32 protein-coding genes are annotated in these 26,533 nt (G+C 70.0%); 20 read left to right on the forward strand and 12 right to left on the reverse strand.

What is annotated here, in order from left to right; genetic code table 11:
- Nucleotides 1–63 precede the first annotated feature (63 nt).
- Genes msuE through ssuD form a run of 6 tightly spaced genes read left to right on the forward strand, consistent with a single transcriptional unit; the run spans nucleotide 64 to nucleotide 5,469 of the window.
- Nucleotides 64–663, forward strand: coding sequence for an FMN reductase (gene msuE, locus E1J50_RS02125; RefSeq protein ID WP_132249935.1), 600 nt, complete (start codon nucleotides 64–66; stop codon nucleotides 661–663).
- Nucleotides 660–1,610 carry an aliphatic sulfonate ABC transporter substrate-binding protein gene (locus tag E1J50_RS02130; RefSeq protein ID WP_132249937.1) on the forward strand — a complete coding sequence of 317 codons (951 nt, stop codon included), beginning with the start codon at nucleotides 660–662 and terminating at the stop codon, nucleotides 1,608–1,610. The genes msuE and E1J50_RS02130 overlap by 4 nt, the downstream gene beginning before the upstream one ends.
- A 24-nt stretch (nucleotides 1,611–1,634) precedes the next feature.
- A complete protein-coding gene (locus tag E1J50_RS02135; protein WP_132249939.1) occupies nucleotides 1,635–2,636 on the forward strand; it encodes a sulfonate ABC transporter substrate-binding protein in 1,002 nt (333 codons plus the stop codon).
- 5 nt (nucleotides 2,637–2,641) lie between these two features.
- Nucleotides 2,642–3,433: an ABC transporter permease subunit gene (locus E1J50_RS02140; protein ID WP_132249941.1), complete on the forward strand. Its 792-nt coding sequence runs from the start codon at nucleotides 2,642–2,644 to the stop codon at nucleotides 3,431–3,433.
- Nucleotides 3,434–3,437: 4 nt separating this feature from the next.
- Nucleotides 3,438–4,268 (forward strand): ATP-binding cassette domain-containing protein, encoded by an 831-nt coding sequence (locus E1J50_RS02145; protein WP_132249943.1) that lies wholly within the window; start codon nucleotides 3,438–3,440, stop codon nucleotides 4,266–4,268.
- A 25-nt stretch (nucleotides 4,269–4,293) separates the two neighbouring features.
- The gene (ssuD, locus tag E1J50_RS02150) at nucleotides 4,294–5,469 is read left to right on the forward strand and encodes an FMNH2-dependent alkanesulfonate monooxygenase (RefSeq protein WP_132249945.1); all 1,176 of its coding nucleotides are present in this window, start codon (nucleotides 4,294–4,296) and stop codon (nucleotides 5,467–5,469) included.
- A 37-nt stretch (nucleotides 5,470–5,506) separates the two neighbouring features.
- Here ssuD and mutY read toward each other — a convergent pair whose 3' ends face one another.
- Nucleotides 5,507–6,829: an A/G-specific adenine glycosylase gene (mutY, locus tag E1J50_RS02155; protein ID WP_132249947.1), complete on the reverse strand. Its 1,323-nt coding sequence runs from the start codon at nucleotides 6,827–6,829 to the stop codon at nucleotides 5,507–5,509.
- Nucleotides 6,830–6,954: 125 nt separating this feature from the next.
- Between mutY and E1J50_RS02160 the strand changes: the two genes are divergently transcribed.
- From E1J50_RS02160 to E1J50_RS02205, 10 genes are all read left to right on the forward strand, one after another.
- Entirely contained in the window at nucleotides 6,955–7,245 is a 291-nt protein-coding gene (locus E1J50_RS02160) for a TM2 domain-containing protein (RefSeq protein WP_132249949.1), read from the forward strand.
- A gap of 78 nt (nucleotides 7,246–7,323) precedes the next feature.
- Nucleotides 7,324–7,809 (forward strand): DUF721 domain-containing protein, encoded by a 486-nt coding sequence (locus E1J50_RS02165; protein WP_132249951.1) that lies wholly within the window; start codon nucleotides 7,324–7,326, stop codon nucleotides 7,807–7,809.
- Between the two features lie 100 nt (nucleotides 7,810–7,909).
- Nucleotides 7,910–8,563 carry a DsbA family protein gene (locus tag E1J50_RS02170; RefSeq protein WP_132249953.1) on the forward strand — a complete coding sequence of 218 codons (654 nt, stop codon included), beginning with the start codon at nucleotides 7,910–7,912 and terminating at the stop codon, nucleotides 8,561–8,563.
- Nucleotides 8,564–8,787: 224 nt separating this feature from the next.
- Nucleotides 8,788–9,165: an AtpZ/AtpI family protein gene (locus E1J50_RS02175; RefSeq protein WP_132249955.1), complete on the forward strand. Its 378-nt coding sequence runs from the start codon at nucleotides 8,788–8,790 to the stop codon at nucleotides 9,163–9,165.
- Between the two features lie 76 nt (nucleotides 9,166–9,241).
- Nucleotides 9,242–9,997: a F0F1 ATP synthase subunit A gene (locus E1J50_RS02180; RefSeq protein ID WP_132249957.1), complete on the forward strand. Its 756-nt coding sequence runs from the start codon at nucleotides 9,242–9,244 to the stop codon at nucleotides 9,995–9,997.
- A 59-nt stretch (nucleotides 9,998–10,056) separates the two neighbouring features.
- A complete protein-coding gene (locus tag E1J50_RS02185) occupies nucleotides 10,057–10,284 on the forward strand; it encodes a F0F1 ATP synthase subunit C (protein WP_007566773.1) in 228 nt (75 codons plus the stop codon).
- 110 nt (nucleotides 10,285–10,394) lie between these two features.
- On the forward strand, nucleotides 10,395–10,976 hold the full coding sequence (locus tag E1J50_RS02190) for a F0F1 ATP synthase subunit B (protein WP_132249959.1): 582 nt from the start codon (nucleotides 10,395–10,397) through the stop codon (nucleotides 10,974–10,976).
- Between the two features lie 19 nt (nucleotides 10,977–10,995).
- On the forward strand, nucleotides 10,996–11,481 hold the full coding sequence (locus E1J50_RS02195; protein ID WP_207919134.1) for a F0F1 ATP synthase subunit B family protein: 486 nt from the start codon (nucleotides 10,996–10,998) through the stop codon (nucleotides 11,479–11,481).
- Between the two features lie 77 nt (nucleotides 11,482–11,558).
- Complete coding sequence (locus E1J50_RS02200) at nucleotides 11,559–12,485, forward strand: ABC transporter ATP-binding protein (protein ID WP_132249963.1); 927 nt, start codon at nucleotides 11,559–11,561, stop codon at nucleotides 12,483–12,485.
- On the forward strand, nucleotides 12,482–13,243 hold the full coding sequence (locus E1J50_RS02205; protein ID WP_132249965.1) for an ABC transporter permease: 762 nt from the start codon (nucleotides 12,482–12,484) through the stop codon (nucleotides 13,241–13,243). Before E1J50_RS02200 ends, E1J50_RS02205 begins: the two co-directional genes overlap by 4 nt.
- A 4-nt stretch (nucleotides 13,244–13,247) precedes the next feature.
- Here the strand turns inward: E1J50_RS02205 and E1J50_RS02210 are convergent, their stop codons facing one another.
- Nucleotides 13,248–14,012: an alpha/beta fold hydrolase gene (locus tag E1J50_RS02210; RefSeq protein ID WP_132249967.1), complete on the reverse strand. Its 765-nt coding sequence runs from the start codon at nucleotides 14,010–14,012 to the stop codon at nucleotides 13,248–13,250.
- Nucleotides 14,013–14,122: 110 nt separating this feature from the next.
- Here E1J50_RS02210 and E1J50_RS02215 point away from each other — a divergent pair, with 110 nt between their 5' ends.
- Complete coding sequence (locus E1J50_RS02215) at nucleotides 14,123–14,950, forward strand: FkbM family methyltransferase (RefSeq protein WP_132249969.1); 828 nt, start codon at nucleotides 14,123–14,125, stop codon at nucleotides 14,948–14,950.
- A 13-nt stretch (nucleotides 14,951–14,963) separates the two neighbouring features.
- Here the strand turns inward: E1J50_RS02215 and sfsA are convergent, their stop codons facing one another.
- The gene (sfsA, locus tag E1J50_RS02220; protein ID WP_132249971.1) at nucleotides 14,964–15,680 is read right to left on the reverse strand and encodes a DNA/RNA nuclease SfsA; all 717 of its coding nucleotides are present in this window, start codon (nucleotides 15,678–15,680) and stop codon (nucleotides 14,964–14,966) included.
- Between the two features lie 112 nt (nucleotides 15,681–15,792).
- Between sfsA and E1J50_RS02225 the strand changes: the two genes are divergently transcribed.
- Nucleotides 15,793–16,533: a competence/damage-inducible protein A gene (locus E1J50_RS02225; RefSeq protein WP_132249973.1), complete on the forward strand. Its 741-nt coding sequence runs from the start codon at nucleotides 15,793–15,795 to the stop codon at nucleotides 16,531–16,533.
- Between the two features lie 44 nt (nucleotides 16,534–16,577).
- Complete coding sequence (locus E1J50_RS02230) at nucleotides 16,578–17,444, forward strand: formate/nitrite transporter family protein (RefSeq protein WP_132249975.1); 867 nt, start codon at nucleotides 16,578–16,580, stop codon at nucleotides 17,442–17,444.
- Nucleotides 17,445–17,450: 6 nt separating this feature from the next.
- On the opposite strand, the gene E1J50_RS28400 is transcribed toward E1J50_RS02230, so the two are convergent.
- Nucleotides 17,451–17,579, reverse strand: a complete 129-nt coding sequence (locus tag E1J50_RS28400; protein ID WP_342635883.1) for a hypothetical protein — start codon at nucleotides 17,577–17,579, stop codon at nucleotides 17,451–17,453.
- Between the two features lie 286 nt (nucleotides 17,580–17,865).
- Between E1J50_RS28400 and E1J50_RS02240 the strand changes: the two genes are divergently transcribed.
- Nucleotides 17,866–18,258, forward strand: a complete 393-nt coding sequence (locus tag E1J50_RS02240) for a hypothetical protein (protein ID WP_132249979.1) — start codon at nucleotides 17,866–17,868, stop codon at nucleotides 18,256–18,258.
- 108 nt (nucleotides 18,259–18,366) lie between these two features.
- On the opposite strand, the gene E1J50_RS27075 is transcribed toward E1J50_RS02240, so the two are convergent.
- The 8 genes from E1J50_RS27075 to fchA form a co-directional block, all read right to left on the reverse strand.
- Nucleotides 18,367–18,543 (reverse strand): hypothetical protein, encoded by a 177-nt coding sequence (locus E1J50_RS27075; RefSeq protein WP_165937749.1) that lies wholly within the window; start codon nucleotides 18,541–18,543, stop codon nucleotides 18,367–18,369.
- A gap of 95 nt (nucleotides 18,544–18,638) precedes the next feature.
- Nucleotides 18,639–19,073, reverse strand: a complete 435-nt coding sequence (locus E1J50_RS02245; protein WP_132249981.1) for a GlcG/HbpS family heme-binding protein — start codon at nucleotides 19,071–19,073, stop codon at nucleotides 18,639–18,641.
- A gap of 50 nt (nucleotides 19,074–19,123) precedes the next feature.
- Nucleotides 19,124–19,441 (reverse strand): hypothetical protein, encoded by a 318-nt coding sequence (locus tag E1J50_RS02250; RefSeq protein WP_132249983.1) that lies wholly within the window; start codon nucleotides 19,439–19,441, stop codon nucleotides 19,124–19,126.
- A 159-nt stretch (nucleotides 19,442–19,600) separates the two neighbouring features.
- A complete protein-coding gene (locus E1J50_RS02255) occupies nucleotides 19,601–20,575 on the reverse strand; it encodes an HpcH/HpaI aldolase/citrate lyase family protein (protein WP_132249985.1) in 975 nt (324 codons plus the stop codon).
- A gap of 112 nt (nucleotides 20,576–20,687) precedes the next feature.
- Nucleotides 20,688–23,450 (reverse strand): phosphoenolpyruvate carboxylase, encoded by a 2,763-nt coding sequence (locus E1J50_RS02260; protein WP_132249987.1) that lies wholly within the window; start codon nucleotides 23,448–23,450, stop codon nucleotides 20,688–20,690.
- Nucleotides 23,451–23,601: 151 nt separating this feature from the next.
- A complete protein-coding gene (gene sucD, locus E1J50_RS02265) occupies nucleotides 23,602–24,495 on the reverse strand; it encodes a succinate--CoA ligase subunit alpha (RefSeq protein WP_132249989.1) in 894 nt (297 codons plus the stop codon).
- A 22-nt stretch (nucleotides 24,496–24,517) separates the two neighbouring features.
- Complete coding sequence (locus E1J50_RS02270) at nucleotides 24,518–25,696, reverse strand: malate--CoA ligase subunit beta (protein ID WP_132249991.1); 1,179 nt, start codon at nucleotides 25,694–25,696, stop codon at nucleotides 24,518–24,520.
- Between the two features lie 208 nt (nucleotides 25,697–25,904).
- Complete coding sequence (gene fchA / locus E1J50_RS02275) at nucleotides 25,905–26,531, reverse strand: methenyltetrahydrofolate cyclohydrolase (RefSeq protein WP_132249993.1); 627 nt, start codon at nucleotides 26,529–26,531, stop codon at nucleotides 25,905–25,907.
- Between the last annotated feature and the right edge of the window lie 2 nt (nucleotides 26,532–26,533).

The following is a 26,533-nucleotide window of genomic DNA, read 5'->3' on the forward strand; positions in this document are numbered from 1 at the left end:
GGCGGGCGGACGGCGCCGTCACATCTCTCCACCGGCAGCGGAACATCTGCGGAGATCTTGAGTATGAGCAGACCGAGACTTGTCGGCATCAGCGCCAATCTGCAGCGGCCGTCGCGGACACGGGTGCTGGTGGAGGCGATCGCCGGCGCGGCGGCGGCCCAGGCCCCGCTGGAGGTCCGCCTGTTCGACCTCGTCGATGCCGGCCCCGGCCTCGGCTCGGCCTGGACCCGCAGCGCGCTGCCCCTGCCGGCCCGGCGCGTCGTCGAAGCCATCGAGGAAGCGGACGCCCTGGTCGTCGGCTCGCCGGTCTACAAGGGCGGATATACCGGACTTTTCAAGCACTTGTTCGATCTCGTCGAGCCGGGCGCCCTCGCCAACAAGCCCGTCGCCATCGCCGCGACCGGCGGCGGCGCGCGCCACGCCCTCGTCGTCGAGCACGCCTTCCGCCCCCTGTTCGGCTTCTTCAACGCCCTCCAGCTCCCGACCGCCGTCTACGGGTCCAACGCCGATTTCACCGACTACGCCCTCACCGATGCCGGCGTCCGCGCGCGCGTCCAGGACGCCGCCGGCCAGCTCGCCGCCCTCTTGACCCGCGGGCTCCTGCCCGGCATCCGGCCCGAGGACGCGTCGGCCGGGTCCCCCGTCGCGGCGGCCAGCCGATGATCGACCGCCGCCGCCTCCTCGCCGCGGGTCTCGCGGCCGCGCTCCCCGCAGCCTCGCGGCCCGCCCGGGCGGCGGAGGAATTCCGGATCGGCTACCAGAAGAACGGCATCCTCGTCGTCGCCCGCCAGCAGGGCGTCATCGAGGAGCGCCTCGCGCGCCTCGGCCACGGCGTCCGCTGGGTCGAGTTCTCCTTCGGGCCGCCGCTCCTGGAGGCGCTCGGCCTCGGCAGCATCGATTTCGGGCAGACGGGCGATGCGCCGCCGATCTTCGCGCAGGCGGCCGGGGCCGACCTCGTCTACGCGGCCGCGCAGGAGGCCGGAGGGTCCGGCGCCGGCATCCTCCTGCCCGCCGGCTCGAAGATCGAGCGGCTGCAGGATCTCAAGGGGCGCCGCGTCGCCTTCGCCAAGGGATCCAGCGCCCACAACCTGACCCTGGCGGCCCTCGAGAAGGCCGGCCTCGCCTACGCCGACATCGAGCCCGTGACGCTCGCCCCCGCCGACGCGTCCGCCGCCTTCGCCCGCGGCAGCATCGACGCCTGGACGATCTGGGACCCGTATTTCGCAATCGCCGAGGCCCAGCCGGGCGCGCGCGTCCTCGCGCGCAGCACCGACATCGCGCGGCCGAACAACTACTTCCTGGCCAACCGCCGCTTCGCCGAAGGGCGGAGCGCCGTGCTGGCCGAGGCCATCGACGCCCTCTCGGGCGTGGCCCGCTGGTGCGAGGCCAACCGCGGCGAGGTCGCGGCGATCCTGTCGAAGGGCACCGGCGTGCCGCTGGCCGCGACCCGCAGGGCCGTCGACCGCACCGACTACGTGATCGGCCCGATGAGCCCGGCAGCCGCCGCCGAGCAGCAGCGCATCGCCGACCGCGTCCACGCCGCCGGCCTGATCCCGCGGCCGATCCGCGTCGCCGACGCGGTCTGGCACCTCCCGAACCGCAATGGCTGAGGCCCGAGAGCCGAGACGATCCCGATGACCGACCCCTCCCGCTCACGCGCCGCCGCGGCGCCCACCCTCTCGGCGCCGAGCCGCCGCTCCGTCCTCGCGGGCGCCCTCGGAGCCGCGGCCCTCGCGGCGGGCCGCCCGGTCCGCGCGGCCGAGCCCGGCCTCCTGCGGGTCGGCTATCAGAAATACGGAACCCTCGTCCTCCTGAAGGGTAAGGGTCTGCTGGAGCAGCGCCTGAAGCCGCTCGGCTACCGCGTGACCTGGGCGGAGTTCCCCTCCGGCCCGCCGCTCCTCGAAGCCCTGAACGCGGGCGCCATCGATCTCGGCTCGGCCGGCGAGGCACCGCCCATCTTCGCGCAGGCCGCGAGCGCGGATCTGCGCTACGTCGCCAACGAGCCGCCCGCGCCGCTCGGCGAGGCGATCCTCGTGCCCCGCGACAGCACCGTGCGCACGGTGGCGGATCTGCGCGGCCGCACGATCGCCCTCAACAAGGGCTCGAACGTGCACTACCTGCTCGTGCGGGCGCTGGCCGAGGCCGGCGTGCCCTACGAGGCGGTCAACCTCGCCTGGCTGAGCCCGGCCGATGCCGGGGCCGCCTTCGCCCGCGGCTCCGTCGATGCCTGGGTGATCTGGGATCCCTACCTCGCCTCGGCCGAACGCAGCACCGGGGCGCGCACGCTTGTCAGCGGCACCGGCCTCGCGCCGAACCGCCAGTTCTACCTCTCGAACCGCGGGGCCGTGGAGACGCACCGGGCCGCGATCGAGGCCACGATCGGGGCGATCGGCGAGATCGACACCTGGGCGAAGGCCAATACGGAGACGGTCGCCGCCGAGCTCGCACCCTCGGTCGGGATTCCCGCGCCGGTCCTGACGGTCGCTCTGGGCCGCCTCTCCTACGGTGTCAGGCCGATCGATGCCGAGACCATCGCGGACCAGCAGCGGGTCGCCGACGCCTTCCACGCCCTCGGGCTGCTGCCGAAGCCGCTCCGGGTCGCCGACGCGGTCTGGACGCCCGCACGCAACGGATGAGTGCGATGACCGAGAGACTCGACACGCTGACGTCACGCACCGTCGCGCGCCTCACACCCTGGCTGCTGCCGGCGCTGATCCTCGGCGGCTGGCAGGCGGCGGTCTCCTTCGGGCTCGTCTCGAACCGCTTCATGCCGGCCCCGCTCGACGTGGCGCGCGCAGGGATCGAGGCGGCGCGCTCGGGCGAGCTCTGGACCAACCTCGGCGTCAGCACCCTGCGGGCGCTGGCGGGCTTCGCCATCGGCGGCGGCATCGGCTTCGCGCTGGGCCTCGCCAACGGCCTGTCGCCGCGCTCCGAGCGGCTCACCGACACCAGCGTGCAGATGGTGCGCAACATCCCGCACCTCTCGCTGATCCCCCTCGTGATCCTCTGGTTCGGCATCGGCGAGGAGGCCAAGCTCTTCCTCGTCGCCCTCGGCGTGTTCTTCCCGATCTACGCCAACACGCTCCACGGCATCCGCTCGGTCGACCCGACGCTCGTCGAGATGGGCCGCGTCTACGGCATGACGAACAGCGAGCTGTTCCGGCGCGTCGTGCTGCCCGGCGCGCTGCCCTCGATCTTCGTGGGCCTGCGCTACGGCCTCGGCATCATGTGGCTGACGCTCATCGTCGCCGAGACGATCTCCGCCTCCTCCGGCCTCGGCTACATGGCGATGCAGGCGCGCGAGTTCATGCTCGTCGACGTCGTGGTCCTGGCGATCCTGATCTACGCGGCCTTGGGCAAGCTCGCCGACGCGCTGACACGGGGGCTGGAGCGCGTCTGCCTCGCCTGGAACCCCGCCTACCGGACGGTCTGATCCCATGCTGCTCGATCTCACCCGCCCCGAGACCGCGACGCGACGCGTCGAAGCCGTGCCGCCGACGGCCGGCCTGCCGCCGGCCGCCGCCGATCGCGGCATCGCCGTGACCGTGCAGGGCCTCGCCAAGCGGTTCGGGGAGGCCTCGGTCCTCGAAGGGCTCGATCTCTACCTGCCGGCCGGCGGCTTCACGGCCGTGGTGGGACGCTCGGGCTGCGGCAAGAGCACCCTGCTGCGCCTGATCCTCGGGCTGGAGACGCCGAGCGCCGGCCGCATCCGGCTGGACGATGCGGAGGCGGCCCGGCGCCGCGCCCGCCCGCGCCGGATCATGTTCCAGGAGCCGCGGCTGCTGCCCTGGGCGCGCGTGCTCGACAACGTCGCGGTCGGCCTGACCGGCCAGGGCACGCGGGCGGAGCGCCGAGCCCGGGCGGCGGCCGCGCTGGAGGAGGTCGGCCTCTCCGGCAAGGCCGGCGCGTGGCCAGCGACGCTGTCGGGCGGCCAGCGCCAGCGCGTGGCGCTGGCCCGCGCGCTCGTCAGCCGGCCCGGTCTCATGGCCCTCGACGAGCCCCTCGGGGCGCTCGACGCCCTCACCCGGATCGGGATGCAGGATCTCATCGAGCGGATCTGGCAGGCGCAGCGGTTCACGGCCCTCCTCGTGACCCACGACGTCGGGGAGGCGGTGGCACTCGCGGATCGCATCCTCGTCCTCGATGCGGGGCGCGTGGCCCTCGACCTCAAGGTCGACGTGCCCCGTCCCCGCCGCCGCGGCGACCCGCGCCTCGCGGCGCTGGAAGGCCGCATCCTCGAATACCTGCTCGGCGGGAAGGCCGCCTGAGCGCAACCGACAAGGACCTGACCCCATGACCCAGCCGAATGACGGGCGCGCCGACGTCCTCTGGTTCCTGCCGACCCATGGCGACGGGCGCTATCTCGGCGCCGCCGAGGGCGCGCGGTCCGTCACCCTGCCCTACCTCCGCCAGATCGCGCAGGCGGCGGACGATCTCGGCTATTACGGCGTGCTGCTGCCGACGGGCCGCTCCTGCGAGGATTCCTGGGTCGTCGCCTCGGCGCTCGCGCCCCTGACCGAGCGGCTGCGCTTCCTCGTCGCCGTGCGGCCCGGCCTGCAGGAGCCCTCCGTCGCCGCCCGCATGGCCGCGACCCTCGACCGGCTCTCGAACGGCCGCCTCCTCATCAACGTCGTGACGGGTGGCGATCCGGTCGAGCTTCGCGGCGACGGCGTCTTCCTCGAGCACGACGAGCGCTACGTCGTCACCGACGAGTTCCTGACGATCTGGCGCGGGCTCCTCGCCGGCGAGACCGTCAGCTTCGAGGGCAAGCACCTGCGCTGCGAGGCGGGCCGGGTCATCTTCCCACCCGTCCAGGCGCCCTATCCGCCGCTCTATTTCGGCGGCTCGTCGCCCGCCGGCATCGAGGTCGCGGCCGACCATTGCGACGTCTACCTCACCTGGGGCGAACCGCCGGCGGGTATCGCCGAGAAGATCGCCCGCGCGCGCGAGGCGGCGGAGCGGCGCGGCAAGACCTTCTCCTACGGCATCCGCCTGCACGTCATCGTGCGCGAAACGGAGAGCGAGGCCTGGGCCGAGGCCGAGCGGCTGATCTCGCGGCTCGACGACGCCACGATCGCCCGGGCGCAGGAGACGCTGAAGCGCCAGGATTCGGTCGGCCAGAGCCGGATGATGGCGCTGCACGGCGGCGACCGCAGCCGGCTCGTCGTCTCGCCGAACCTCTGGGCCGGCGTCGGGCTCGTGCGCGGCGGCGCCGGGACCGCCCTCGTCGGATCGGCCGATCAGGTCGCGGACCGGATGAAGGAGTACATCGACCTCGGCATCGACCGCTTCATCCTCTCGGGCTACCCGCACTTGGAGGAGGCGTACCGCTTCGCCGAGCTCGTCTTCCCGAAGCTTCCCCTGCGGGCGACGACCGGGAAGGCGCCGACGGACGCCCGCAACGACGGGCCGTTCGGCGAGGTCATCGCCAACGACATCGTCCCGAGCCGCCGCATCGCCGCGCACTGAGGCTCGTCGGCCGAGGTCCGGCCGTCACCGCGCCGACCTAGCGTCTCGGTGCCCGCGGGCGCCGAGGGCGCGTGGCCGGCCTTTTGGGGCCGGGTCCGGCTTCGGGCGGCCCCTCCTCCTCCCCCTCGGCCCCGCCCTCGGCGGGGCGAGCGGCCGGCCGAGGCGCAGGCTTCGGCACGGGACGGAAGCGGGGCGCAGGCGCGGACGGCTCCCGAGGCGTCTCCGCCATGGCGAGGAGCGGCGCGGGCTCGGGCTCGCGTTTCGGGCGGCCGCGCGGCTTCTTCTCCGCCTCGGGCTTCGGGTCGAAGGCGTGGGCCAGCACCTTCTTCATCAGGCCCGGCAGAGGCTCCTCGCCGAGGTCGCGGCGAGGCGTGAAGCGCATGCCCTCTGGGACCCGCGTGTCGAGGCCGACGCGGGCGTGGAACACGGTCAGTTCCAGGGGAAAATGCGTGAAGCCGTGGCGCACGAGGCCGGGCAGCCGCCGCCAGCGCGCATCGAGCGGCGCGTCGAGGAGGGCGCGGGCCGGATCGTAATCCATCTCCCAAGGGCTCATCGGCGGCTCGGCCATCGCGCCGAGCAGCCCCTCCGGCGGGCGCGTGCGCAGGAGGATCGCGTCGTCGCCGCTGCGCACGGCGACGAAGGCCGCGCCCCGCCGCAGCGCGCCCTTCGCGACCTTGAGCTTGCGCGGAAAGGTCTCCTGCAGCCCGAGGTCCCGGGCGCGGCAGGGGGCCATCCAGGGGCAGAGGGCGCAGGCCGGGCGCTTCGGCGTGCAGATCGTGGCGCCGAGATCCATCACCGCCTGTGCGAAATCCCCGGGGCGCTCGGCCGGGACCAGCGCCTGCGTCAGGCGGCGGATCTCGGCACGGCTGCCGGGCAGAGGCGCCTCGATCGCGAAGAGGCGCGTCACCACGCGCTCGACATTGCCGTCGACGGCGGCCTCGGGCCGCTCGAAGGCGATCGCCGCGATGGCGCCCGCCGTGTAGGCGCCGATGCCGGGCAGCCGGCGCAGGCCATCGGCCGTGTCGGGGAAGCGGCCGGCCGCCGCCACCGCCCTCGCGCAGGCATGCAGGTTGCGGGCGCGCGAGTAGTAGCCGAGTCCCGCCCAGGCCGACATCACGGCCTCTTCCGGCGCCCCCGCCAGGGCCTCGACCGTGGGAAAGCGGTCGAGGAACCGTTGGAAATACGGCCGCACGGCCGCGATCGTGGTCTGCTGCAGCATGACCTCGGAGAGCCAGACGCGGTACGGGTCCGGCTGTTCGCCGGGCAGCGCCCGCCACGGCAGGACGCGCCGGTGCCGGTCGTACCAGCACAGAAGGTCGGCGGCCCGAGGCGGGTCGGTCTGGAATCCAGGCTTTGCCATGCGCGGCGCTGCATAACCGGCTGGTCCGGGCTCTCCAAGGGGTGAGCGCGGGCAACAGGGCGTGATCTGGACCTTGTCCGAACCCCGTGCTAGCCCAGCTTGACCATTACAGACGAGCCGGCCTCATGGCACTGACGACCCAGGACCGAATTCTGATCGAGACCCGGGTCTCGAACGACGGGCCCAGTGTCGGCGTGGCCTACATCCTGTGGTTCTGCCTCGGCGCCTTCTCGGCGCACCGGTTCTATCTGGGCCGCACCGGCACCGCCATCCTGCAGATCCTGTGCAACCTCGTGCTGATCGGCTTCATCTGGGTCCTGATCGACGTCTTCCTGATCCCGGGCCTGGTTCGTGCCCGCCAGGACCAGATCCGGGATCGCCTGACGCAGCAGGCCCTGACGATCGGTGCCGTCTGAGCGCGGCAGGTTTCCCGAAACCGTCCGCGCGCTACACTGCGCCGGAACAAGGGTCTCGTCCGGGCAGTGTCTCTCCGCATGGCGCGCGTCAAACCGCTGGCCGAACTCATCCAGTCCTGCGTGGGCCCTGCCTTCGCGGCCCAGGGCTTCGCGTCGACGGACATCCTCGCGGCGTGGCCCGACATCGTCGGCCCGCGCCTCGCCCGCTTCTGCCAGCCCTCGAAGCTCGAATGGCCGCGCCGACGCCGCAAGGACGAGGACGGCCGCCCGGAGCCGGGCACCCTGGTGGTGCGCGTCGAGGGCGTCTTCGCCCTGGAATTGCAGCATCTCGCGCCCGTAGTGATCGAGCGGATCAACGCGCATTACGGCTGGGCCTGCATCGGCCGCATCGTGATGAAGCAGGGCCGGGTCGGAGCGGCGCAACGCCGCGTCGAGCCGCCACGCATCGATCCCGTGCGGCGGGGCGAGGTCGCGCTCGCCGTCTCGAAGATCGGCGACGACGCCCTGCGGGATGCCCTCGACCGCCTGGGCACGGCGGTGGTGGCGTCCGGGCCGAAGCGCTGAGAGGCAGCCCTGGGCGACGGCACGGCGCCTTGCCACGCCGGCGCCGAGATTCTACCGCAACCGTCTCAGGTGCACGTTCCCTACCGGAGCCCGTCACGACATGATCACCCGGCGCGACGCCCTCAAAGCCACCGGATTCGCGCTCGGCGCGGCCGTCCTCCTGCCGAAGCTCACGCTGTCGGCGCTCGCGCAGAGCGAGAACGTCGCCGCGCTGATGCAGCCCGGCCCCCTCGGCGACGTCTGGCTCGGGCCGAAGGATGCCAAGGTCACGATCATCGAGTACGCCTCGATGACCTGCTCGCACTGCGCGGCCTTCCATCGCCAGACCTGGCCGGCGCTCAAGGAGCGCTACATCGACACCGGGAAGGTGCGTTTCACGCTCCGCGAATTCCCCCTCGACCCGCTCGCGACCGCCGCCTTCATGCTGGCGCGCTGCGACGGCGACGCGAAGTATTATCCGATCACCGATCTGCTCTTCGATCAGCAGGCGAACTGGGCCTTCGTCCAGAAGCCGCAATCGCCCGTCGATGCCCTGGAGAGCCTCCTGCGCCAAGCCGGCATCAACAAGGAGAAGTTCGAGGCCTGCCTCAAGGACCAGAAGCTCTACGCAGGCATCAACGCCGTGAAGCAGCGCGGGCTGGACACGTTCAAGGTCGATTCGACCCCGACCTTCTTCATCAACGGCGAGCGCTACAAGGGCGAGATGACCCTCGACGGCATGGAGAAGGTCATCAAGCCGATCCTCGGCGCATGACCCGTTCGGGGCGGCTCGCGGAGTGCCGGGCCGCCCTCCGGAACCTGTGAGAAGAACGTTTCGCCGATTGCGCTCCGAAACGGCAATTCTGCAGAGCGTGCAATAACTTAGATTGTATTCAGCTCGCCTTGACACCCAAGGAGGGCGAAACTATGGTGCGCCGCGCTTGAAGGGGGCGTTCCAGCCGGTTCCTCTCGCCTCTCGCTGATGTTGTGAGTATCGCCGTGAGCGGCAACGACGCGAAGCACGAGGGGGACAACGGCCGGGCAGCGACACCGGACAGCGATCTCTCCGCGAGGCTCAGACGTCTCGAGACGCAGATTGAACGGAAGCGGCCCTCGGCCACTCCCGGGCCTTCGTCGCGTTCCGGGTCTGCCGGGCCGTCCCCCCTCGGGCAGGCGATGCGACTCTCCACGGAGTTCGTCGCCGGCGTGATCGCGGGGGGGATCCTCGGCTGGATCTTCGATCATCTACTGGGGACTAAACCCTGGGGCCTGATCGTGTTCCTGATGCTGGGTTTCGTCACGGGCGTCTACAACGTGATGCGCGCGTCCGGCTTCGGCGGGCAGCGCTCCGGACCGGACGATCGTCGGGGATCTTGAGAGACGACAGGCTTCGCGGGACGGCCCGGGGCGGAATCCCGGGGCGCCCGGCTGACAACAAGGGACGGAAGCGGGCATGGCGGTCAGTGTAGACCCGATCCACCAGTTCGAGCTGAAGCCGCTCGTGTCGCTGGGGCACATCGGCAATCAGGAGCTCGCCTTCACGCAGTCGGCGCTGTACATGTTCGCCGCCGTCGGCGTCATCGCGCTGATCACGATCGTAGCCACCTCCAGCCGCTCGGTGGTGCCGAGCCGGATGCAGTCGCTGGCCGAGATCTTCTACGAGTTCATCGCCGACACGCTCCACCAGGCGACCGGCGACGAGGGCAAGCGCTTCCTGCCGCTCGTCTTCTCCCTCTTCATGTTCGTGCTGGTGCTCAACCTGTTCGGGATGATCCCCTACGCCTTCGCGGTCACGAGCCATCTCATCATCACCTTCGGCCTCGCGGCCCTCGTGATCGGCGTCGTGATCGGCTACGGCGTCATGAAGCACGGCTCGCACTTCTTCGGCCTGTTCGTGCCGTCGGGCGTGCCGAAGCCGCTCCTCGCGATCCTCGTGCCGATCGAGATCATCTCCTTCGTGTCGCGGCCGATCAGCCTCTCCGTCCGTCTCTTCGCGAACGTCCTGGCCGGCCATATCGCGATGAAGATCTTCGCGTTCTTCGTGGCGGCGCTGCTTTCCGCAGGCGCCTGGAGCGTGCTATCGCCCCTGCCGCTCGCGCTGACGATCGCGCTCACGGCCCTCGAGTTCTTGGTGGCCGCGCTGCAGGCCTACGTCTTCGCGACGTTGACGGCGATCTACCTCAACGACGCCCTTCACCCCGGCCACTGACGGTCGGCTCCACCCGCCGAAAACGATCACTCGTTCTTCCAACACCTCAGGAGTTACTCATGGATCCCGTCGCTGCGAAGTACATCGGCGCCGGCCTCGCCTGCCTCGGCATGGCAGGTGCGGGCATCGGCCTCGGCAACCTGTTCGGTCAGTTCCTCGCCGGCGCCCTTCGCAACCCCTCCGCGGCCGACGGCCAGCGCGCCACCCTGCTCCTGGGCTTCGCCCTCACCGAGGCGCTCGGCATCTTCTCGCTGCTGATCGCGCTCCTGCTGCTCTTCGCCGTCTGAGATCGGCGCACCGGCTGCCTCCGCGGCACTGGCCGCGGAGAGCCGCTCGACAGGGGTGAGCGCTCCGAATGTGCGGGGCGCTCGATTTTCATCAGCCAACGGACGAGGCCATGGCGCAGCCCAACGCACTCACCACCCCCCCGCCTGGCTCCGACACGCATGTGGGCGCGCATAGCGAGCAGCCCGCGCCGCACGGGGGTGCCTTTCCGCCCTTCGAGAGCCACACCTTCCTCTCGCAGCTGATCTGGCTCGCCCTCGCCTTCGGGCTCCTCTACTACCTGATGGACAAGGTCGCCCTGCCGCGGATCCAGGCGATCCTGCACGACCGGGCGAACCGGCTCTCCTCCGATCTCGACGAGGCCCAGCGGATGAAGGCCGAGGCCGACGCCGCCGGCGCGGCCTACGAGAAGTCCCTGGCCGACGCACAGGCCAAGGCCCGCGACATCGCCCAGGCGACCCGCAACGCGCTCTCCGCCGAGGCGGAGACGAAGCGCAAGGCCCTCGAGGCCGACCTCAACCAGAAGCTCGCCGCGTCCGAGGCGACCATCCGCCAGCGTACCGGCGAGGCGATGGGCAACGTCCGCGAGATCGCGGGCGAGACGGCCTCGGCCATCGTCGAGCGACTGACCGGACAGGCCCCGGATTCGGCCAGCATCGACCGGGCGCTCGACCGCGCCGCAACCGCGCACTGAGACGAGAACGACACCGATGCTGATGACAGCGGAATTCTGGGTCGCCGTCGCCTTCGTCGTCTTCCTGGCGATCGTCTGGAAGGTCGGTGGCTTCGGCATGATGACCAAGGGTCTCGACGGACGCGCCAAGCGCGTCCGCTCCGAGCTCGACGAGGCGCGCCGCCTGCGAGAGGAGGCCGCCGCGGTCCTGGCGGATTACAAGCGCCGCCGCACCGAGGCCGAGCGCGAGGCCGAGGCGATCGTCGCCTCCGCCCGCGAGGAGGCCGAGCGCATCGCCGAGGAGGGTCACACCCGCCTCAACGACTTCGTCGCCCGCCGCACCAAGGCCGCCGAGACTAAGATCGCCCAGGCGGAGGCCCAGGCCGCCGCCCAGGTCAGGGCTGCGGCAGCCGATGCCGCCGTCCGGGTCTCGGAGACGATCCTGCGGGAGCGCATGCAGGGCGAGGCCGCCCAGGATCTCGTCCGGCTCAGCCTCGGCGAGGTCCGGAACCGCCTGCGCGACTGAACCGTGCCGACATCCTTCGAGAAGCCGCCTCCGGGCGGCTTTTTCGTTTCGGAAGCCGGCCCTCTCGAAAGGCAGTCATGCAGCCGATCATCGAGATCGAGAACCTCTCGAAGACCTACGCCTCCGGCCTCGCGGCCCTGAGCGAGGTGAGCCTGACGATCCGGCGGGGCGAGATCTTCGCGCTCCTCGGGCCGAACGGCGCCGGCAAGTCGACGCTCATCAACGTCGTCTGCGGCATCGTCACGCCGACCTCCGGCCAAGTGCGGGCGAACGGGCACGACATCCGCGCCGATTACCGGGCGGCGCGCAAAGCGATCGGCCTCGTGCCGCAGGAATTGACGACGGACGCCTTCGAGACCGTCTGGGATACGGTGAGCTTCACCCGCGGCCTGTTCGGCCTGCGCAAGGATCCCGCCCATATCGAGCGCGTGCTGCGCGACCTCTCCCTCTGGGAGAAGCGCGACAGCCGCATCATGACGCTGTCGGGCGGGATGAAGCGGCGCGTCCTCATCGCCAAGGCGCTCTCGCACGAGCCGCAGATCCTCTTCCTCGACGAGCCGACCGCGGGCGTCGACGTGGCTCTGCGCCAGGACATGTGGCGGCTCGTGCGGCGCCTGCGCGATCAGGGCGTAACGGTCATCCTGACCACCCACTACATCGAGGAGGCCGAGGAGATGGCCGACCGTGTCGGCGTGATCCGCGGCGGACGCATCATCCTGGTCGAGGAGAAGGCGGAGCTGATGCGCAAGCTCGGCCGCAAGCAGCTCACCCTCCAGCTGCAGGCGCCGCTCGCCGCCCTGCCCGAAACGCTGTCGGGCTTCGAGCTCGAACTCGCCGACGGGGGCCAGGAGCTCGTCTACACCTACGACACGCAGGGCGAGCGCACCGGCATCACCGGGCTCCTCACCGCGCTGTCCGCCGCCGGCATCCGCTTCAGCGATCTGCACACCAGCCAGAGCTCGCTGGAGGACATCTTCGTCGATCTCGTGAAGGAGCGCGCATGAACTGGCACGCGATCCGCGCCATCTACGGCTTCGAGATGGCCCGGTTCTGGCGCACCTCGATGCAGAGCATCCTGGCGCCAGTGATCTCGACCTCGCTCTACTTCGTTGTCTTCGGCGCCGCGATCGGCTCGCGCGTCAGCGCGGTCGACGGGGTGCCCTACGGGCTCTTCATCGTGCCCGGCCTGATGATGCTGGCGCTCCTGACGCAGAGCATCTCCAACGCCTCCTTCGGCATCTACTTTCCGCGCTTCGCCGGGACGATCTACGAGATCCTGTCGGCGCCGATCTCGCCGGCGGAGGTGGTGGTGGGCTATGTCGGGGCGGCGGCCTCCAAGTCGATCCTGATCGGGCTCATCATCCTCGCGACCTCGGCCCTGTTCGTGCCGCTGCACATCGAGCACCCGGTCTGGATGGTGGCCTTCCTCCTGTTGACCGCGATCACCTTCAGCCTGTTCGGCTTCGTGATCGGATTGTGGGCGGACGGCTTCGAGAAGCTGCAGCTCGTGCCGCTCCTCATCGTGACGCCGCTCACCTTCCTCGGCGGCAGCTTCTACGCGATCGAGATGCTGCCCCCCTTCTGGCGGGCGGTGAGCCTGTTCAACCCGGTCGTCTACCTGATCAGCGCCTTCCGCTGGGCCTTCTTCGGCAAGGCCGACGTCAGCCTCGGCCTCAGCGTCGCGATGACCTGCCTGTTCCTCGCCCTCTGCCTCGGCCTCGTCACCTACATCTTCCGGACCGGCTATCGGCTGAAGAGCTGATCGGTCAGGGGCGCGCGGCGAGGAAGGCCAGCACGCCGTCCCGGTGGGCCTTGGCACCCACCGCCGTGCTGTGGTCGCGGTCGGGCAATTCCAGCGCCCGGGCGTTCGGCATCAGGGCGGCGAGGCCGGCAGCCGATCCCGCCACGGTGTCGAGGGTGCCGACGGTGACGAGGGCCGGCACCTCGATCTGGGCGATTTCGGCCCGCGACAGGGTCTGGCGCGAGCCCCGCATGCAGGCGGCGAGCGCCCGCAGGTCGCTGCGCGTCTGTTCGGCGAAGGTGCGGAAGGCCTGCGCGGTCGGGTTCGGGGCCGGCGTGCCGGGCGGCGCCTCGAGCGCCTCGGCGATGCCGCCGGGAAGCCCCCTCCCCTCCACGAGATGCATCCCAAGGCCGCCGAACAGGGCCGAGCGGACGCGCTCCGCGTGGTCGAGGGCGAGGAAGGCGGTTATGCGGGCCCCCATCGAGTAGCCCATGATGTCGGCCCGCGCGATGCCGAGATGGTCGAGGAGGCGCAACGCGTCCCCCGCCATCGCCTCGGAGCTGTAGGCCGCCGGATCGTAGAGCTTCTCGCTCTCTCCGTGGCCGCGGTTGTCGAGGGCGATCACCCGGTAGCCGGCCTGGCTCAGTGTCCTCACCCAGAGGGTGTTGACCCAGTTCACCGCATGGTTCGAGGCGAAGCCGTGGATCAGCAGGACGGGATCGCCTGTTCCCCCGACGGCCGGCACGTCGATGTAGGCGATGGTCACGCCGTCGGAATCGAAGGTCTGCATTGCGTCGCCGCCTCTCGGATCGTCGCCGACCCGCTTAGATCAGCCACGCCGCGCGGCGCAATGCGCCCGCGGCTTGCAGCGTGACGATCCGGCTGGCATCACCATCGCCGATGACGGACACGCAGCCCTACGGAACCTACGCGCCCGCCGGCCTCGTCGCGCGCATCGCCGATCGGACCGGGCGGTTCTCGCCGGACACTTGGCGCGGCCGTCGCCTCGCGCTGGCGCTGCGCCGGCTCGCGATCACGCTGCTGCGGGGCCAGCCCCTCGACGTGGAACGCTTCGGCGCCCGGATGCGGCTCTACCCCTACAACAACAACTGCGAGAAGAAGGTGCTCTTCACCCCGCAGTTCTTCGATCCGAAGGAGCGCGCCCTCCTGAAGGAGCGGCTGCCGCAGAACGGCGTCTTCCTCGACATCGGGGCCAATATCGGCGCCTACGCGCTGTTCGTGGCGGCCTTCGCGGGCCCGCGCGCCCGCATCCTCGCCGTCGAGCCGCAGCCCGACGTGTTCGACCGGCTCACCTACAACATCGCCCAGAACCCGTTCGGCACCGTGAAGGCCATCGCCTGCGCGCTCGCCGACCGGGCGGGCGAGCTGACGCTGTTCATCGACCCGCGCAATCGCGGCGAATCGAGCCTCAAGATCGTCGGCACCAACGAGGGCGCGCAGATCAAGGTCCCCGCCATGACGCTCCTCGACCTCGTGCGCGGCGAGGGGATCGAGCGGATCGACGCGGTCAAGCTCGACGTGGAGGGCGCCGAGGATCTGATCCTGGAGCCGTTCTTGCGCGAGGCGCCGCCCGCGCTGCTGCCGAAGCTCCTGATCGTGGAGAACGGCACCGATCGCTGGCAGCTCGACCTGCCGACGCATCTCGAGGGCTACGGCTATCGGGAGATCGCGCGGACCAAGCTCAATCTCGTGTTCGAGCGGGGGTAGCCGGGTCACGTCCTCAGCCCGGCGTGATCACCGGGATCGCCTCGGCGATGGTCACGCCTGCCTCGTCGATCCGGCAGCGATGGACGTGCACCTCGACCCCCGCTTCGCGCGCCGCACGGAACGCATGGTCGAAGGCGGGGTCGATATCCCGCGCCACGTCGAAGGCGTCGGCCCGCATCTGGACAACGATGACGACGACGGCCCGGCCGCCCGCCCTCACCACCGCGGCGAGTTCCTCCATGTGCCGCGTGCTGCGGGCGGCCTTGCAATCCGGAAACTCCGCGAGGCCCGCGCGGCGCATCAGATGGCAGTTCTTCACCTCGACGTGGCAGGGCGCCAGCCCCTCGCCCGTCGCCAGGAAATCGACGCGGCTGGCCCGTCCGTAGCGGACCTCGGGCCTGAGTGCCCCGTAGCGCGCGAGCACGGGCAATCGCCCCTCGCGGAAGGCTTCGGCCACGAGGGCGTTCGGGCGCATCGTGTTGATGCCGACCCATTGCGGGCCGCCGGGGAGATCGGCCTCGACGAGTTCCCACGAATAGGCGAGCTTGCGGCCGGGCGCGGTGGCCCGGGACAGGAGCACGCGGCGACCGGGTGCGAGAAGCCCGAGCATCGCGCCGGGGTTTGCGCAGTGGGCGGTGATCACCGATCCGTCCGCGAGCGCCATGTCGGCGAGGAAGCGCTTGTAGCGCTGGACGAGGCGTCCCTCGACGAGGACGTGCGGGAATTGCATCGGCGACCTTCAGGCAGACAAGCGCGGCCGGAGATCCCGCATTTCGTCCGCCCTGGCGATGCGACGCAGTCGCGCTAAGTCGGTGGGACCCGCCCTCCCCGCCCCGATCCCGATGACGACCAACGCACACGCCATGACCGCCGCCATCCTCGTCATCGGCGACGAGATCCTGTCCGGACGGACCAAGGACAAGAACATCGGCACCATCGCCGACTACCTCACCGCCATCGGCATCGACCTGCGGGAGGTTCGGGTGGTGCCGGACGAGGCGCCCATGATCGTCGAGGCGGTGAACGCGCTTCGCACCCGCTACACCTACCTCTTCACGACGGGCGGCATCGGGCCGACGCACGACGACATCACGGCCGACTGCGTGGCGGAGGCTTTCGGCGTCGGCATCGACGTCGATCCGCGGGCTCGCGCGATGCTGCTCGAGCGGATCAAGCCCGAGGATCTGAACGCCGCGCGCCTGCGCATGGCCCGCATCCCGGACGGGGCCGACCTGATTCCGAATCCGATCTCGAAGGCGCCGGGATTTCGCATCGGCAACGTCTTCGTCATGGCGGGCGTGCCCGCGATCATGCAGGCCATGCTCGACGAGATCGGCCCGACGCTTCGAACCGGCGCCCGCGTGGTCTCGGAGACGATCGAGGTCGGCAACGTGCCAGAGGGCGCATACGCCTCGGATCTCGCGGCGATCGCCAATGCGCATCCCGAGGTCTCGATCGGCTCCTATCCCTCGATGACGCAGGACGGCTTCCTCAACCGGATCGTGGCGCGCGGCAAGGATGCCGCCGCCGTCGCGGCGGCACGCGGCGAGATCGAGGCACTGGTCGCGCGGCTGCGCGCCTGAGTTTCCCACCCGTCGGGCGGGAGCCCTCAATCGGAGCGGTGACGATGACGGAGCGGGACCGGGACGAGGCGATCGCCAAGCACGACGCGATGATCGACGCCGTCAACGAGATCGGCCGCCCGGACGCCTTCGTCCTGCACGAGGTGATCCGGCACGAAGGCGACGAGGAATTGCGCCGGCACGGGCTTGCCCTCTTCCTCTCGGCGGTCGCCGCGGGGCTCAGCATCGCCCTCTCCCTGATCGTCCCCGGCGTCCTCAAGGCGCACCTGCCCTCGGCCGAATGGGCGAAGCTGATCACCACGATGGGCTACGCGGTCGGCTTCCTCGTGGTGGTGCTCGGGCGCCAGCAATTGTTCACGGAGAACACGATCACGCCGATCCTGCCGCTGCTCCACGACCGCTCGATGAAGACCGGTTTCCGGGTCCTTCGCCTGTGGGGGATCGTGCTCGCCGGCAACATCCTCGCCACCGCCGCCATCGCGACGGTGCTGGCGCGCTCGGACGCCTTCGGGCCGACGGTGACGGCGGCCTTCGCCGAGATCAGCCACCATGCCGTCGCCTTCCCGTTCGGCGCGACCGTGATCAAGGCGATCTTCGCGGGCTGGATCATCGCCCTGATGGTTTGGATCCTGCCGGCGACCGGCGCGGCAGCGCCCTTCGTCATTGTCCTGATGACATGGCTCGTCTCGATGTGCGGGCTCGCCCATGTGGTCGCCGGCTCAGTCGAGGCCTTCTTCCTCGTCGCGACCGGGGCTGCCACCCTCGGCGACTACGCCTTCCGCTTCTTCCTTCCGACGCTCATCGGAAACGTCTTCGGCGGCGTCGCGCTCGTGGCCGTGCTGAATTTCGGGCAGGTCGCGCCCGAGGTCGAGGAGAACCGGGAGGTCGAGGCCGGGCCGGCCGGGCGCTGAGTTCCGTCAGCTCGTCGTCCTGTCCGTGTCGAGGGCGCCTCGGACGTAGCCGCGCGAGATCAGCCGATCCCGGCGCAGAGTCCGCCGCTCGGCCTCGCAGAGGTCGGTCAGGGCATCCCGGATGATCGCCAGCATGGCGGCCTCGGCGTCCCCCCGGGCAGCCGCAAGATAGGCGGCAGCGATGGCCTCGACCGTCGGCGGATGAGGGGAATTTGTGCTCGTTGCCGGGGCCATCGCGCGTCCTGTCTTGCGAACAGAACAAGAACACGCCACGGACGCATCGGTTCGGTCAAGGGTGCGGGCGACGATTCTGAACGGATCCACACGCGCGTGCTCCGGACCGGTTCAGGGGGCGCCTCGGATGATCGCGCCCATACGGCAGCCGCGCGATCCCGCCGGCCCGTTCGGGAGCCAGAATTTCGTGTCGAGTCCGATCCTGATGCGCCTCTGCGGCCTCGCGGCCGTCGCGCTCGCCGGTGCGGCCCACGCCGCCGATTTCGACGGTCCCTACCCACCTCGCGGCGGCGAGGTGGAGTTCGAGCGGGGACCGCCGCCCCCGCCTCCCCCGCCGCCGGAGCCCCGGTTTCATGGCCCGCGCTTCACCGCAGGACCCCGGTTCGAGCCGCCGGTCGACGAGTGCCGGGTCTTCGTGAAGCGCCGCATCGACGCCTACGGCGACGAAGTGGTGCGCCGGGTGAAGGTCTGCGACGAGCGGCCGGGATTCGGCGGCGGCCCGCGCTTCCGCCGCAGCGATTACGATCCTCCGATTCCCCCTGCGCCGATCCCGCATGCCGGCTGGGACGGGCCCCGCTGATAGGATCGAGGCGGATGTCGGGGACCTCGATTGTCTCGGATTGAGGGCTCTGTCCGGAACGCGAGTCCGGACAGCCCGGCCCTCGCGCCCGCCCCGCGGCCCCGACGGTCACGCCCGCGCCGGCGCCTTTTTCAGGGCGGCGGCGAAGGCCTTGAGCTGGCGGTTGAGGTCCGCCAGCTCGTTCAACGCGATGGTCTTGTGACCGTCCTTGACCGCGCGCTCGATGTCCTCGACCTGCGAGGCGGCCAGCCGCCTCAGCGCGTCCGCGAGTTGCTCCCGATTCATCGCCGCTCCCCGTCTCGGCTGCCTGTGGCTCTCAGGCCCGTGATAGGGCGCCTATGCTTAACCGCAGGTTTTTCGGGGTGCGCCGGATCGGAAAATCAGGTGCGCCAGGGATGCGCCGGCAGCTCGGTTGCGCCGATCGCGCTGGCGCCGGCCTCGGCCACCGTGTGATCGTTCTCCACCGTCGAGCCGCTGACGCCGATGGCGCCCGACATCACCCCGTCCTTGTCGACGATTGGGATGCCGCCCGGGAAGGTGATGAGACCGTCATTCGAGTGCTCGATGCCGAAGAGCGGACCGCCGGGCTGCGAGAGCTGACCGATCTGTCCGGTCGGCATGCCGAAGAACAGGGCGGTCTTGGCCTTCTTCTGCGAGATGTCGATCGAGCCGACCCAGGCATCGTCCATCCGGTAGAACGCCTTGAGGTTGCCCCCCGAATCGACGACGGCGATGCACATCTGGGTGCCGAGTTCGACGGCCTTGGCGCGCGCCGCTTCGATGGCCTTGTGCGCGTCCTCGATGGTCACGTGCATGGCGGATCTCCTTCGAGCTTGGCCGCGTGGCGCGGCGTTCCTGGGAAAGGCTAGATGTGCCGGCCGGTTCCGTTGTCGGGTCCACGGGCCAGCCATGTCACTGAGGCGTACGCGCCGAGCCAGGAGCCGGCGGCCGCGAACATCACGTAGAGCGCGTTCTGCGTGTAGCTGATCACCGCGAAGGCGGAGAGCAGATACCAGACCGCGCTCCAGTTCGCGGCGCGGATCCGGTGCCGCGCTCCGACGGCGGCGTTGAAGAAGACGTAGGCCGCATCCGTGACGGCCGTCGCGACGACGACGCCGAGCGTGACGAGGGGATCGAGATCCGAGAGCGAGATCGCCGAGAGGGGTGTGGCTGAGGCGGTCATGGGCGGCTCCTGCGCGCCCGGCCGGAACGGCCGCGTTCCGCGGGCCCGCCGAGGCTGCCTCCCGGGGCAGGCGAAGCCAAGCCGTCGCGGCCATCGGGCTTCCCGAACCGCGCGAGGGAGCCGATCCCGGGTTTCCCCGGGATCGGAGCGGGTGCCGGCCTACTTCGCGTTCATCGCGTTGGCCTTCTCGATCAGCGCCTCGGCCATGCGGATCGAGGCGATGTCGATGAGGCGGCCGTCCAGCGAGACGGCGCCGCGGCCGGCCTTGGCCGCCTCTTCCATCGCCTCGAGGATGCGGCGGGCCTTGGTGACCTCGGCCTCGGAGGGCGTGAAGACCTCGTTGGCGAGTTCGATCTGGGTCGGGTGGATCGCCCACTTGCCCTCGAAGCCGAGCGCCGCGCAGCGCTTGGCGGCCGAGACGTAGCCGTCCGGATCCGAGAAGTCGCCGAAGGGGCCGTCGATCGGGCGCAGGCCGTAGGCACGGCAGGCCACCAGCATCCGGTTCTGGGCGAAGAGCCAAGGGTCCTGCCAGTGGGTCTGGCGGTTGCCGCCCTCGTCCTTGTCGGTCAGCACGCTGTAATCCTGGTTCACGCCGCCGATCACGGTCGAGCGGGCGCGGGCCGAGGCCGCGTAATCGGCGACGCCGAAGGACATCGCCTCGAGGCGCTTCGACGATTGGGCGATCGCCTCGACGTTCGCCATGCCGAGCGCCGTCTCGATCAGCACCTCGAAGCCGATCTTCTTGTCGCGCTTCTTCGCCTGCTCGATCTGCGTGACGAGCACGTCGATCGCGTACACGTCAGCCGGCACGCCGACCTTGGGGATCAGGATCATGTCCAGGCGGGGACACGCCTCGACGATGTCGACCACGTCCCGGTACATGTAGTGGGTGTCGAGACCATTGATGCGGATCATCATGGTCTTGCTGCCCCAGTCGATCTCGTTGAGCGCCTGGATGATGTTGGTGCGGGCCTTCTCCTTGTCGTCGGGCGCGACCGCGTCCTCGAGATCGAGGAAGATGACGTCGGCCGCGGAATTCGCCGACTTCTCCATGAAGGTCGGGTTCGAGCCGGGAACGGCGAGTTCCGAACGGTGCAGGCGCGGCGTGGCCTGCTGGATCAGGGTGAAGCTCATCGGGGTCCTCCTTGGTGTTCTGGGATTTCCGGCGGGCAGCTAGGGCGCGGCCCGGCCGCGTTTTCAACCTCTCCTCCGGCGCGCCCTGAGACAGGGCGACCGGATCGTTGGCTCATCCGGTGGCGCCGAAGCCCACCGCGATGCAATTGATCGATAGGAGCAGCGCGGACTTCACCGCCTCGCGCTGGTCCTCGTCCTCCTCGCCGCGGAAGCGGCGCAGAAGCTCGACCTGCTCGCGGCTGACCTGGTTGATGGTGGGCAGGCGCTCGTTCAGCCGGTCCCGGAACAGGGGGAAGCGCTCGGCGAGTTCCCGGTCGCCGCTGACGCGGAGCGCCATCTCGCAGGTGAGGCGGTATTCGGCCTCGATCATCCGGAAGATGTTCGTGCGCACGCTCTCGTCCGGAACGAGGCCAGCATAGTCGCGGGCGATTTCCAGATCGACCATCAGCAGCGTCTTCTCGACCTCGTCGAGGATCAGGCGGAACAGGCGCGAATCGCGGAACATCCGCTTGAGCTGCATCTCGCCCTGCGCACCGCGCACCTCCAGAAAGCTCTGGAGCCCGGATCCGACGCCGTACCAGCCCGTGATGACGTGCCGGTTCTGCGACCACGCGAACACCCACGGGATCGCCCGCAGGTCGCTGAGGGAGCGGGCACCGAAGCGCCGCGCCGGACGCGAGCCGATGTTGAGGAGGGCGATCTCGTCGAGCGGGCTCGCACAGCCGAAATAGGTGACGAGGTCCGGGTGCTGGATCAAGTTGACGTAGGCCGCGCGGCTCGCGCCCGAGAAGGCCTCCAGCACGTCGTCGAACTCGGCCCGCGGCAGCGAGGCCGCCTCGCGCTCGGACCTGAGGGCGTGCTCGAAGACCGAGGAGGCGAGAAGCTCCATCTGGTAGGCCGCGGTGCCGCGGTTGGCGTACTTGAACGAGACCACCTCGCCCTGCTCGGTGGTGCGGAAACGCCCGTTGATCGAGCCAGCCGGCTGGGCGGCGATGGCCCGCGCGGTCGGGGCCCCGCCCCGGCTCACCGAGCCGCCGCGGCCGTGGAAGAACGCGATCGGCACGCCGAGATGCTTGCCGAGCAGGGTGAGCTTCGACTGCGCCTTGTAGAGCTCCCAGTTCGAGGCGACGAAGCCGCCGTCCTTGTTCGAATCCGAGTAGCCGATCATCACCTCCTGCACGCCGCCCTGCCAGCGGGTGGACCGGCGCACCACGGGAATGGCGAGCAGCTCCTTCATGATGACGGGCGCAGCGCGCAGATCGTCGATCGTCTCGAAGAGGGGCACGATGGGCAGCGGGCAGATCTCGGTGCCCGCCGTGTCGAGGAAGATGCCGGCCTCCTTGGCCAGCAGGTAGGCGCCGAGGATGTCGGGCACCGAGCGCGTCATCGACAGGATGAAGGCGCCGAAGGCCTCGCGGTCGAGCTGCTCGCGCATCTCGCCGACGAGGGCGAAGGTCTCGAGGGTCTCGCGGGCGTCGTCCGGCAGATCGTCGAAGGAGCGGTCGGGGTTGCGGGGCTTGGCGAGTTCGCTCAGCAGCCACGCCTTCCATTCCGGCGCCTCGACGTCGGGGGGCGTCTTGGCCTCCCCGTATTGCTGCCGCCAGAGCGCCTGCAGCGCCTGCGTGGTGCGGGTGCTGTTCTCGCGCAGATCGAGGCGGACGGTGGAGAAGCGGAAGATCTCGACCATGCGCCGCACCGGGCGCACGAGATCGGTCGCGAGCGAGGCGCATTTCGAATCGGCCAGCCCCTGCTCCAGCGTGCGCAGGTCGTTGATCAGGCCGTCCGCGCTCGGGTAGTCCGGGCCCGGGGCGCGGCGGCCCTCGTTCCGGGCGATCGTCGCCTCGATCTTGCGCAGGATGCAGGTGAGGAACTGGCGGAACGCCTCGCCGGGATTGCGGCCGGCGATAGCCCTGCCGTCGCCGCTCTCGGCGAGCTGGTGCTCGAGCTCGCGCCGGAAGCTCTCGGGCACCGGCAGCGAGCGCTCGGTGAGCGACAGCATGCGGCCGAGGCCGTTCACGCCGTCCCGGTAGCGGTGCAGCGAGGCGAGCGCGTTGCGCTGGAGCGTCGTCCGGGTGACGCTCGCGGTGACGTAGGGGTTGCCGTCGCGGTCGCCGCCGATCCACGAGCCGAACTGGAAGAAGGCCGGCACCTCGAACTTCTCGTCCGGGTAGTATTGCGCGAGGCTCTCCTCCAGCGAGTAGAGCACCTCCGGCAGCATCTCGAACAGCGTCTCGTCGAAGAAGTGCAGCCCCCAGGCGACCTCGCGCTCGACGGTCGGCTTCTCCAGATGCAACTCGCCCGTCATCCAGACGAGCTCGATCTGGTCGCGCAGGTCGTTCATCAGGCCGTTGCGTTCGCGCTCGGTCCAGCGCGGCAATTCGAGTTCGCGCAGCAGCAGGTAGATGCGGCGGAACTTCTCCAGCACCGTCACGCGCTTGCCCTCGGTCGGATGCGCCGTGAGGGTCGGGCGGATGCGCAGGTCCTTGAGGAGGGTGTGGATCTCACCGGCCTTGATGCCGCTCGCCGCGGCCTCGGCCAGAACCTTGCTGAAACTGCCGCCGAGTGCCGAGCGCCCCTCGTTCCGCTCGATGTGGCGGCGGCGGCGCATCGCGGCATTCTGCTCGGCGATCGAGAGGAGCTGGAACCAGATCCCCTGGACCTGAAGCGCACGCGCGAGCAGCTCGGGCGAGAAGGCCGAGATGTTGGCGTTGCCGTGCAGCACCACTTCGAGTTCCGGCTCGTGCCGGCGGGCGACCTCGAGCAGGGCGTGGAACAGGATGTCGAGCGCCTCCTTGGAGGACGTGCCCGTGATCACCGGCGGCGCGAAGACGTGGTCGACCGCGGTGCCCGGCGAGGCATGCAGGGTATGGGTCATGGGTGGTCGTGCCTCCCGCGCGACAGCAGCTCTCCTCCCCCCTCGGGGGACGAGTCGGAGGTGGGGGTGGCGCAGGAGGCACCGCAGAGCCTCGCGCGGAACCACGCCCACTCCTGCCCCTCCGCGGAACGGGGAGGGGAATGCGTGCGGCTCACGCCGCGCGCTTGCGCATCACCTCGGCGACGGTCGCGCCGAAGGAGCCGGGGTCCGGCGCCACGGTCAGCCCGTACGAGCGCATGATCTCGGCCTTCTCCGCGGCGCTGTCGCCGGTCGCCGAGATGATCGCGCCGGCATGCCCCATGCGGCGGCCCTTCGGGGCGGTGAGGCCGGCCACGAACCCGATCACCGGCTTCGTCATGTTCTCCTTGATCCAGGCCGAGGCCTCGGCCTCCTGCGGGCCGCCGATCTCGCCGATCATCAGGACCGCGTGGGTGTCCGGATCCTGTTCGAACAGGGCGAGATGGTCGAGGAAGGAGGAGCCGTTGATCGGGTCGCCGCCGATACCGACCGAGGTCGAGACGCCGATGCCCTCGGCCTTCATCTGCGAGGCGGCCTCGTAGCCGAGCGTGCCCGAGCGCGAGATGATGCCGACATTGCCCTGCAGGTAGATGTGTCCGGGCATGATCCCGAGCATCGACTTGCCGGGCGAGATGATGCCCGCGCAATTCGGGCCCACCACCATTGAGCGGCGGTCCTTCGGGTAGCGCATGAGGTAGCGCTTCACCCGCATCATGTCCTGGGCGGGAATGCCGTCGGTGATCGAGCAGATCAGCCGGACGCCGGCATCGGCCGCCTCCATGATCGCGTCCGCCGCGAAAGGCGGGGCGACGAAGGTGATGGTCGTGGTGGCGCCGGTCTCGCGCACGGCCTCCTTCACGGTGTTGAACACCGGGACGCCGACATGGGTCTTGCCGCCCTTGCCGGGCGTGACGCCGCCGACGACGTTCGAGCCGTACTCGATCATCTCGCGGGCGTGGAAGGTGCCCTTGTCGCCCGTGATGCCCTGGACGAGGATCGGGGTCTTCTCATCGATGAGAATGCTCATTGGTCTCTCTCCTCCCGTCCGCTCAGTGGGCCGCCTTGGCGCCCTGACAGGCCTGAACGGCCTTCTGGGCGGCCTCGGTCAGGGTGTCCGCGGTGATCAGGTCGAGCCCGCTTTCCGAGAGGATCTTCTTGCCGGCCTCCACGTTCGTGCCCGCGAGGCGTACCACGAGCGGCACGTCGATCTTCACCTCGCGCGCCGCCTTCACCACGCCCTCGGCGATCCAGTCGCAGCGGTTGATGCCGGCGAAGATGTTGACGAGGATCGCCTTCACGTTGCGGTCGGAGAGGACGAGCCGGAAGGCCGTGGCAACGCGCTCGGGGCTCGCGCCGCCCCCGACGTCGAGGAAGTTCGCCGGCTCGCCGCCCGCGTGCTTGATCATGTCCATCGTCGCCATGGCGAGGCCGGCGCCGTTGACGATGCAGCCAATCTCGCCGTCGAGGCCAATGTAATTGAGGTTGTGCTCGGCCGCCTGCGCCTCGCGCGGGTCGCTCTGGGACGGGTCGTGCATGTCCGCGATGTTCCGGCGGCGGAACATGGCGTTGTCGTCGAAGGACATCTTGGCGTCGAGCGCCAGAACCCGGTCGTCCTTCGTCACGACGAGCGGGTTGATCTCCAGCATGGTCCCGTCGCAATCGCGGAACGCCCGGTAGGCGTTCATGATGGTCTTCACCGCGGCCGAGACCTGCTTGATGTTGAGGCCGAGCTGGAAGGCGATCTCGCGGGCCTGGAACTGCTGCAGGCCGACCGCCGGCTCGACGACGATCTGGATCAGCGCCTCGGGCTCCTTCGCCGCGATCTCCTCGATGTCCATGCCGCCGCGCTGGGATGCGATCACGCGCACCCGCTCGGCCTTCCGGTCCAGGACGTAGCCGAGGTAGAGCTCCCGCTCGAAAGGATCGGCGGTCTCGACGTAAACCCGCTGGACGGGCTTGCCGTCGGGGCCTGTCTGGATGGTGACGAGGCGCTTGCCCAAAAGCTCGCGGGCCGCGTCGCGCACCTCGTTGTAGGTGCGGCAGAGCTTGATCCCGCCGGCCTTGCCGCGGGCACCCGCATGGATCTGCGCCTTGACGGCCCAGAACGAGCCGCCGAGTTCGGTCGCCGCGTAGACGGCTTGGTCCGGGCTGAAGGCGACGGCACCCTTCGGCACGGCGACGCCGAAGCTCGCGAGCAGCTCTTTGGCTTGGTACTCGTGAACGTCCATCCGAGACCTCCGTTTTTTGGCGCTTCCTTGGGAGCGATCATCCCGCAAATTTCATTTCACGGGAAGCGCTCCAGCGTTTATATTTTTTTGCATTCTCTTTAAGTCTGCCTTGAAAGGCAGCCGGAATGCTTTTCGTATTCAAAGTTTCAGCGTCCCCGGCGGCAGGAACCGGGGACGAGACTGGTGAGCCGGCGCGGCTCACCTTCGCTCAGTTCACCTTGGCCTTGACGACCTCGTAGACCTTCTCGTTGAGCGCGCCCGCCTCGGCGAGAAGCCCTTCGAGCTCCTTGAGGCGCTCCTCGGCGAAGGCGCGGTCGTCGAGCCCCTTGGCGTTCACGTAGACGTTGAGCGCCGCGCTGCGCAGGCCCGCATAGGCGGAGAGCACCGCAACACCCGCATCCGAGATAACGTTGAGGTTGCCCTTGTCCGCCGTGATCGCGGCGAGGTCGATCACCTCGCGGCAGACGCGGCAGCAGGCGAGAGGCACGTCGGTGGCGGTCTTGAGGGCCGCCTGGATCCGCTGGGACCGAGCGGCCTTCTCCTCATCGGTGTTCTTCGGGAGCCCGTAGGCGGCCATCACCGCGTCGAACGCCTCGACGTCGTCGGCGATCATGCCGGTGAGCTTGGCCCGCAACGCCTCGGACTGGGCCAGAACCTCCTTCAGCTCGGCCTCGACCTCGACGTACTTCTTCTTGCCGATGGTGAGGTTGCACACCATCGACACGAGGGCCGCGCCCATCGCGCCGGAGATGGCGGCGGCTCCGCCGCCGCCGGGGGTCGGGGCCGAGCTCGCCAGCCCGTCGAGAAATGTCTGGATCGTTTCGTTCTCGGCCATCG

This window comes from Methylobacterium segetis, assembly GCF_004348265.1.
Taxonomy (GTDB): domain Bacteria; phylum Pseudomonadota; class Alphaproteobacteria; order Rhizobiales; family Beijerinckiaceae; genus Methylobacterium; species Methylobacterium segetis.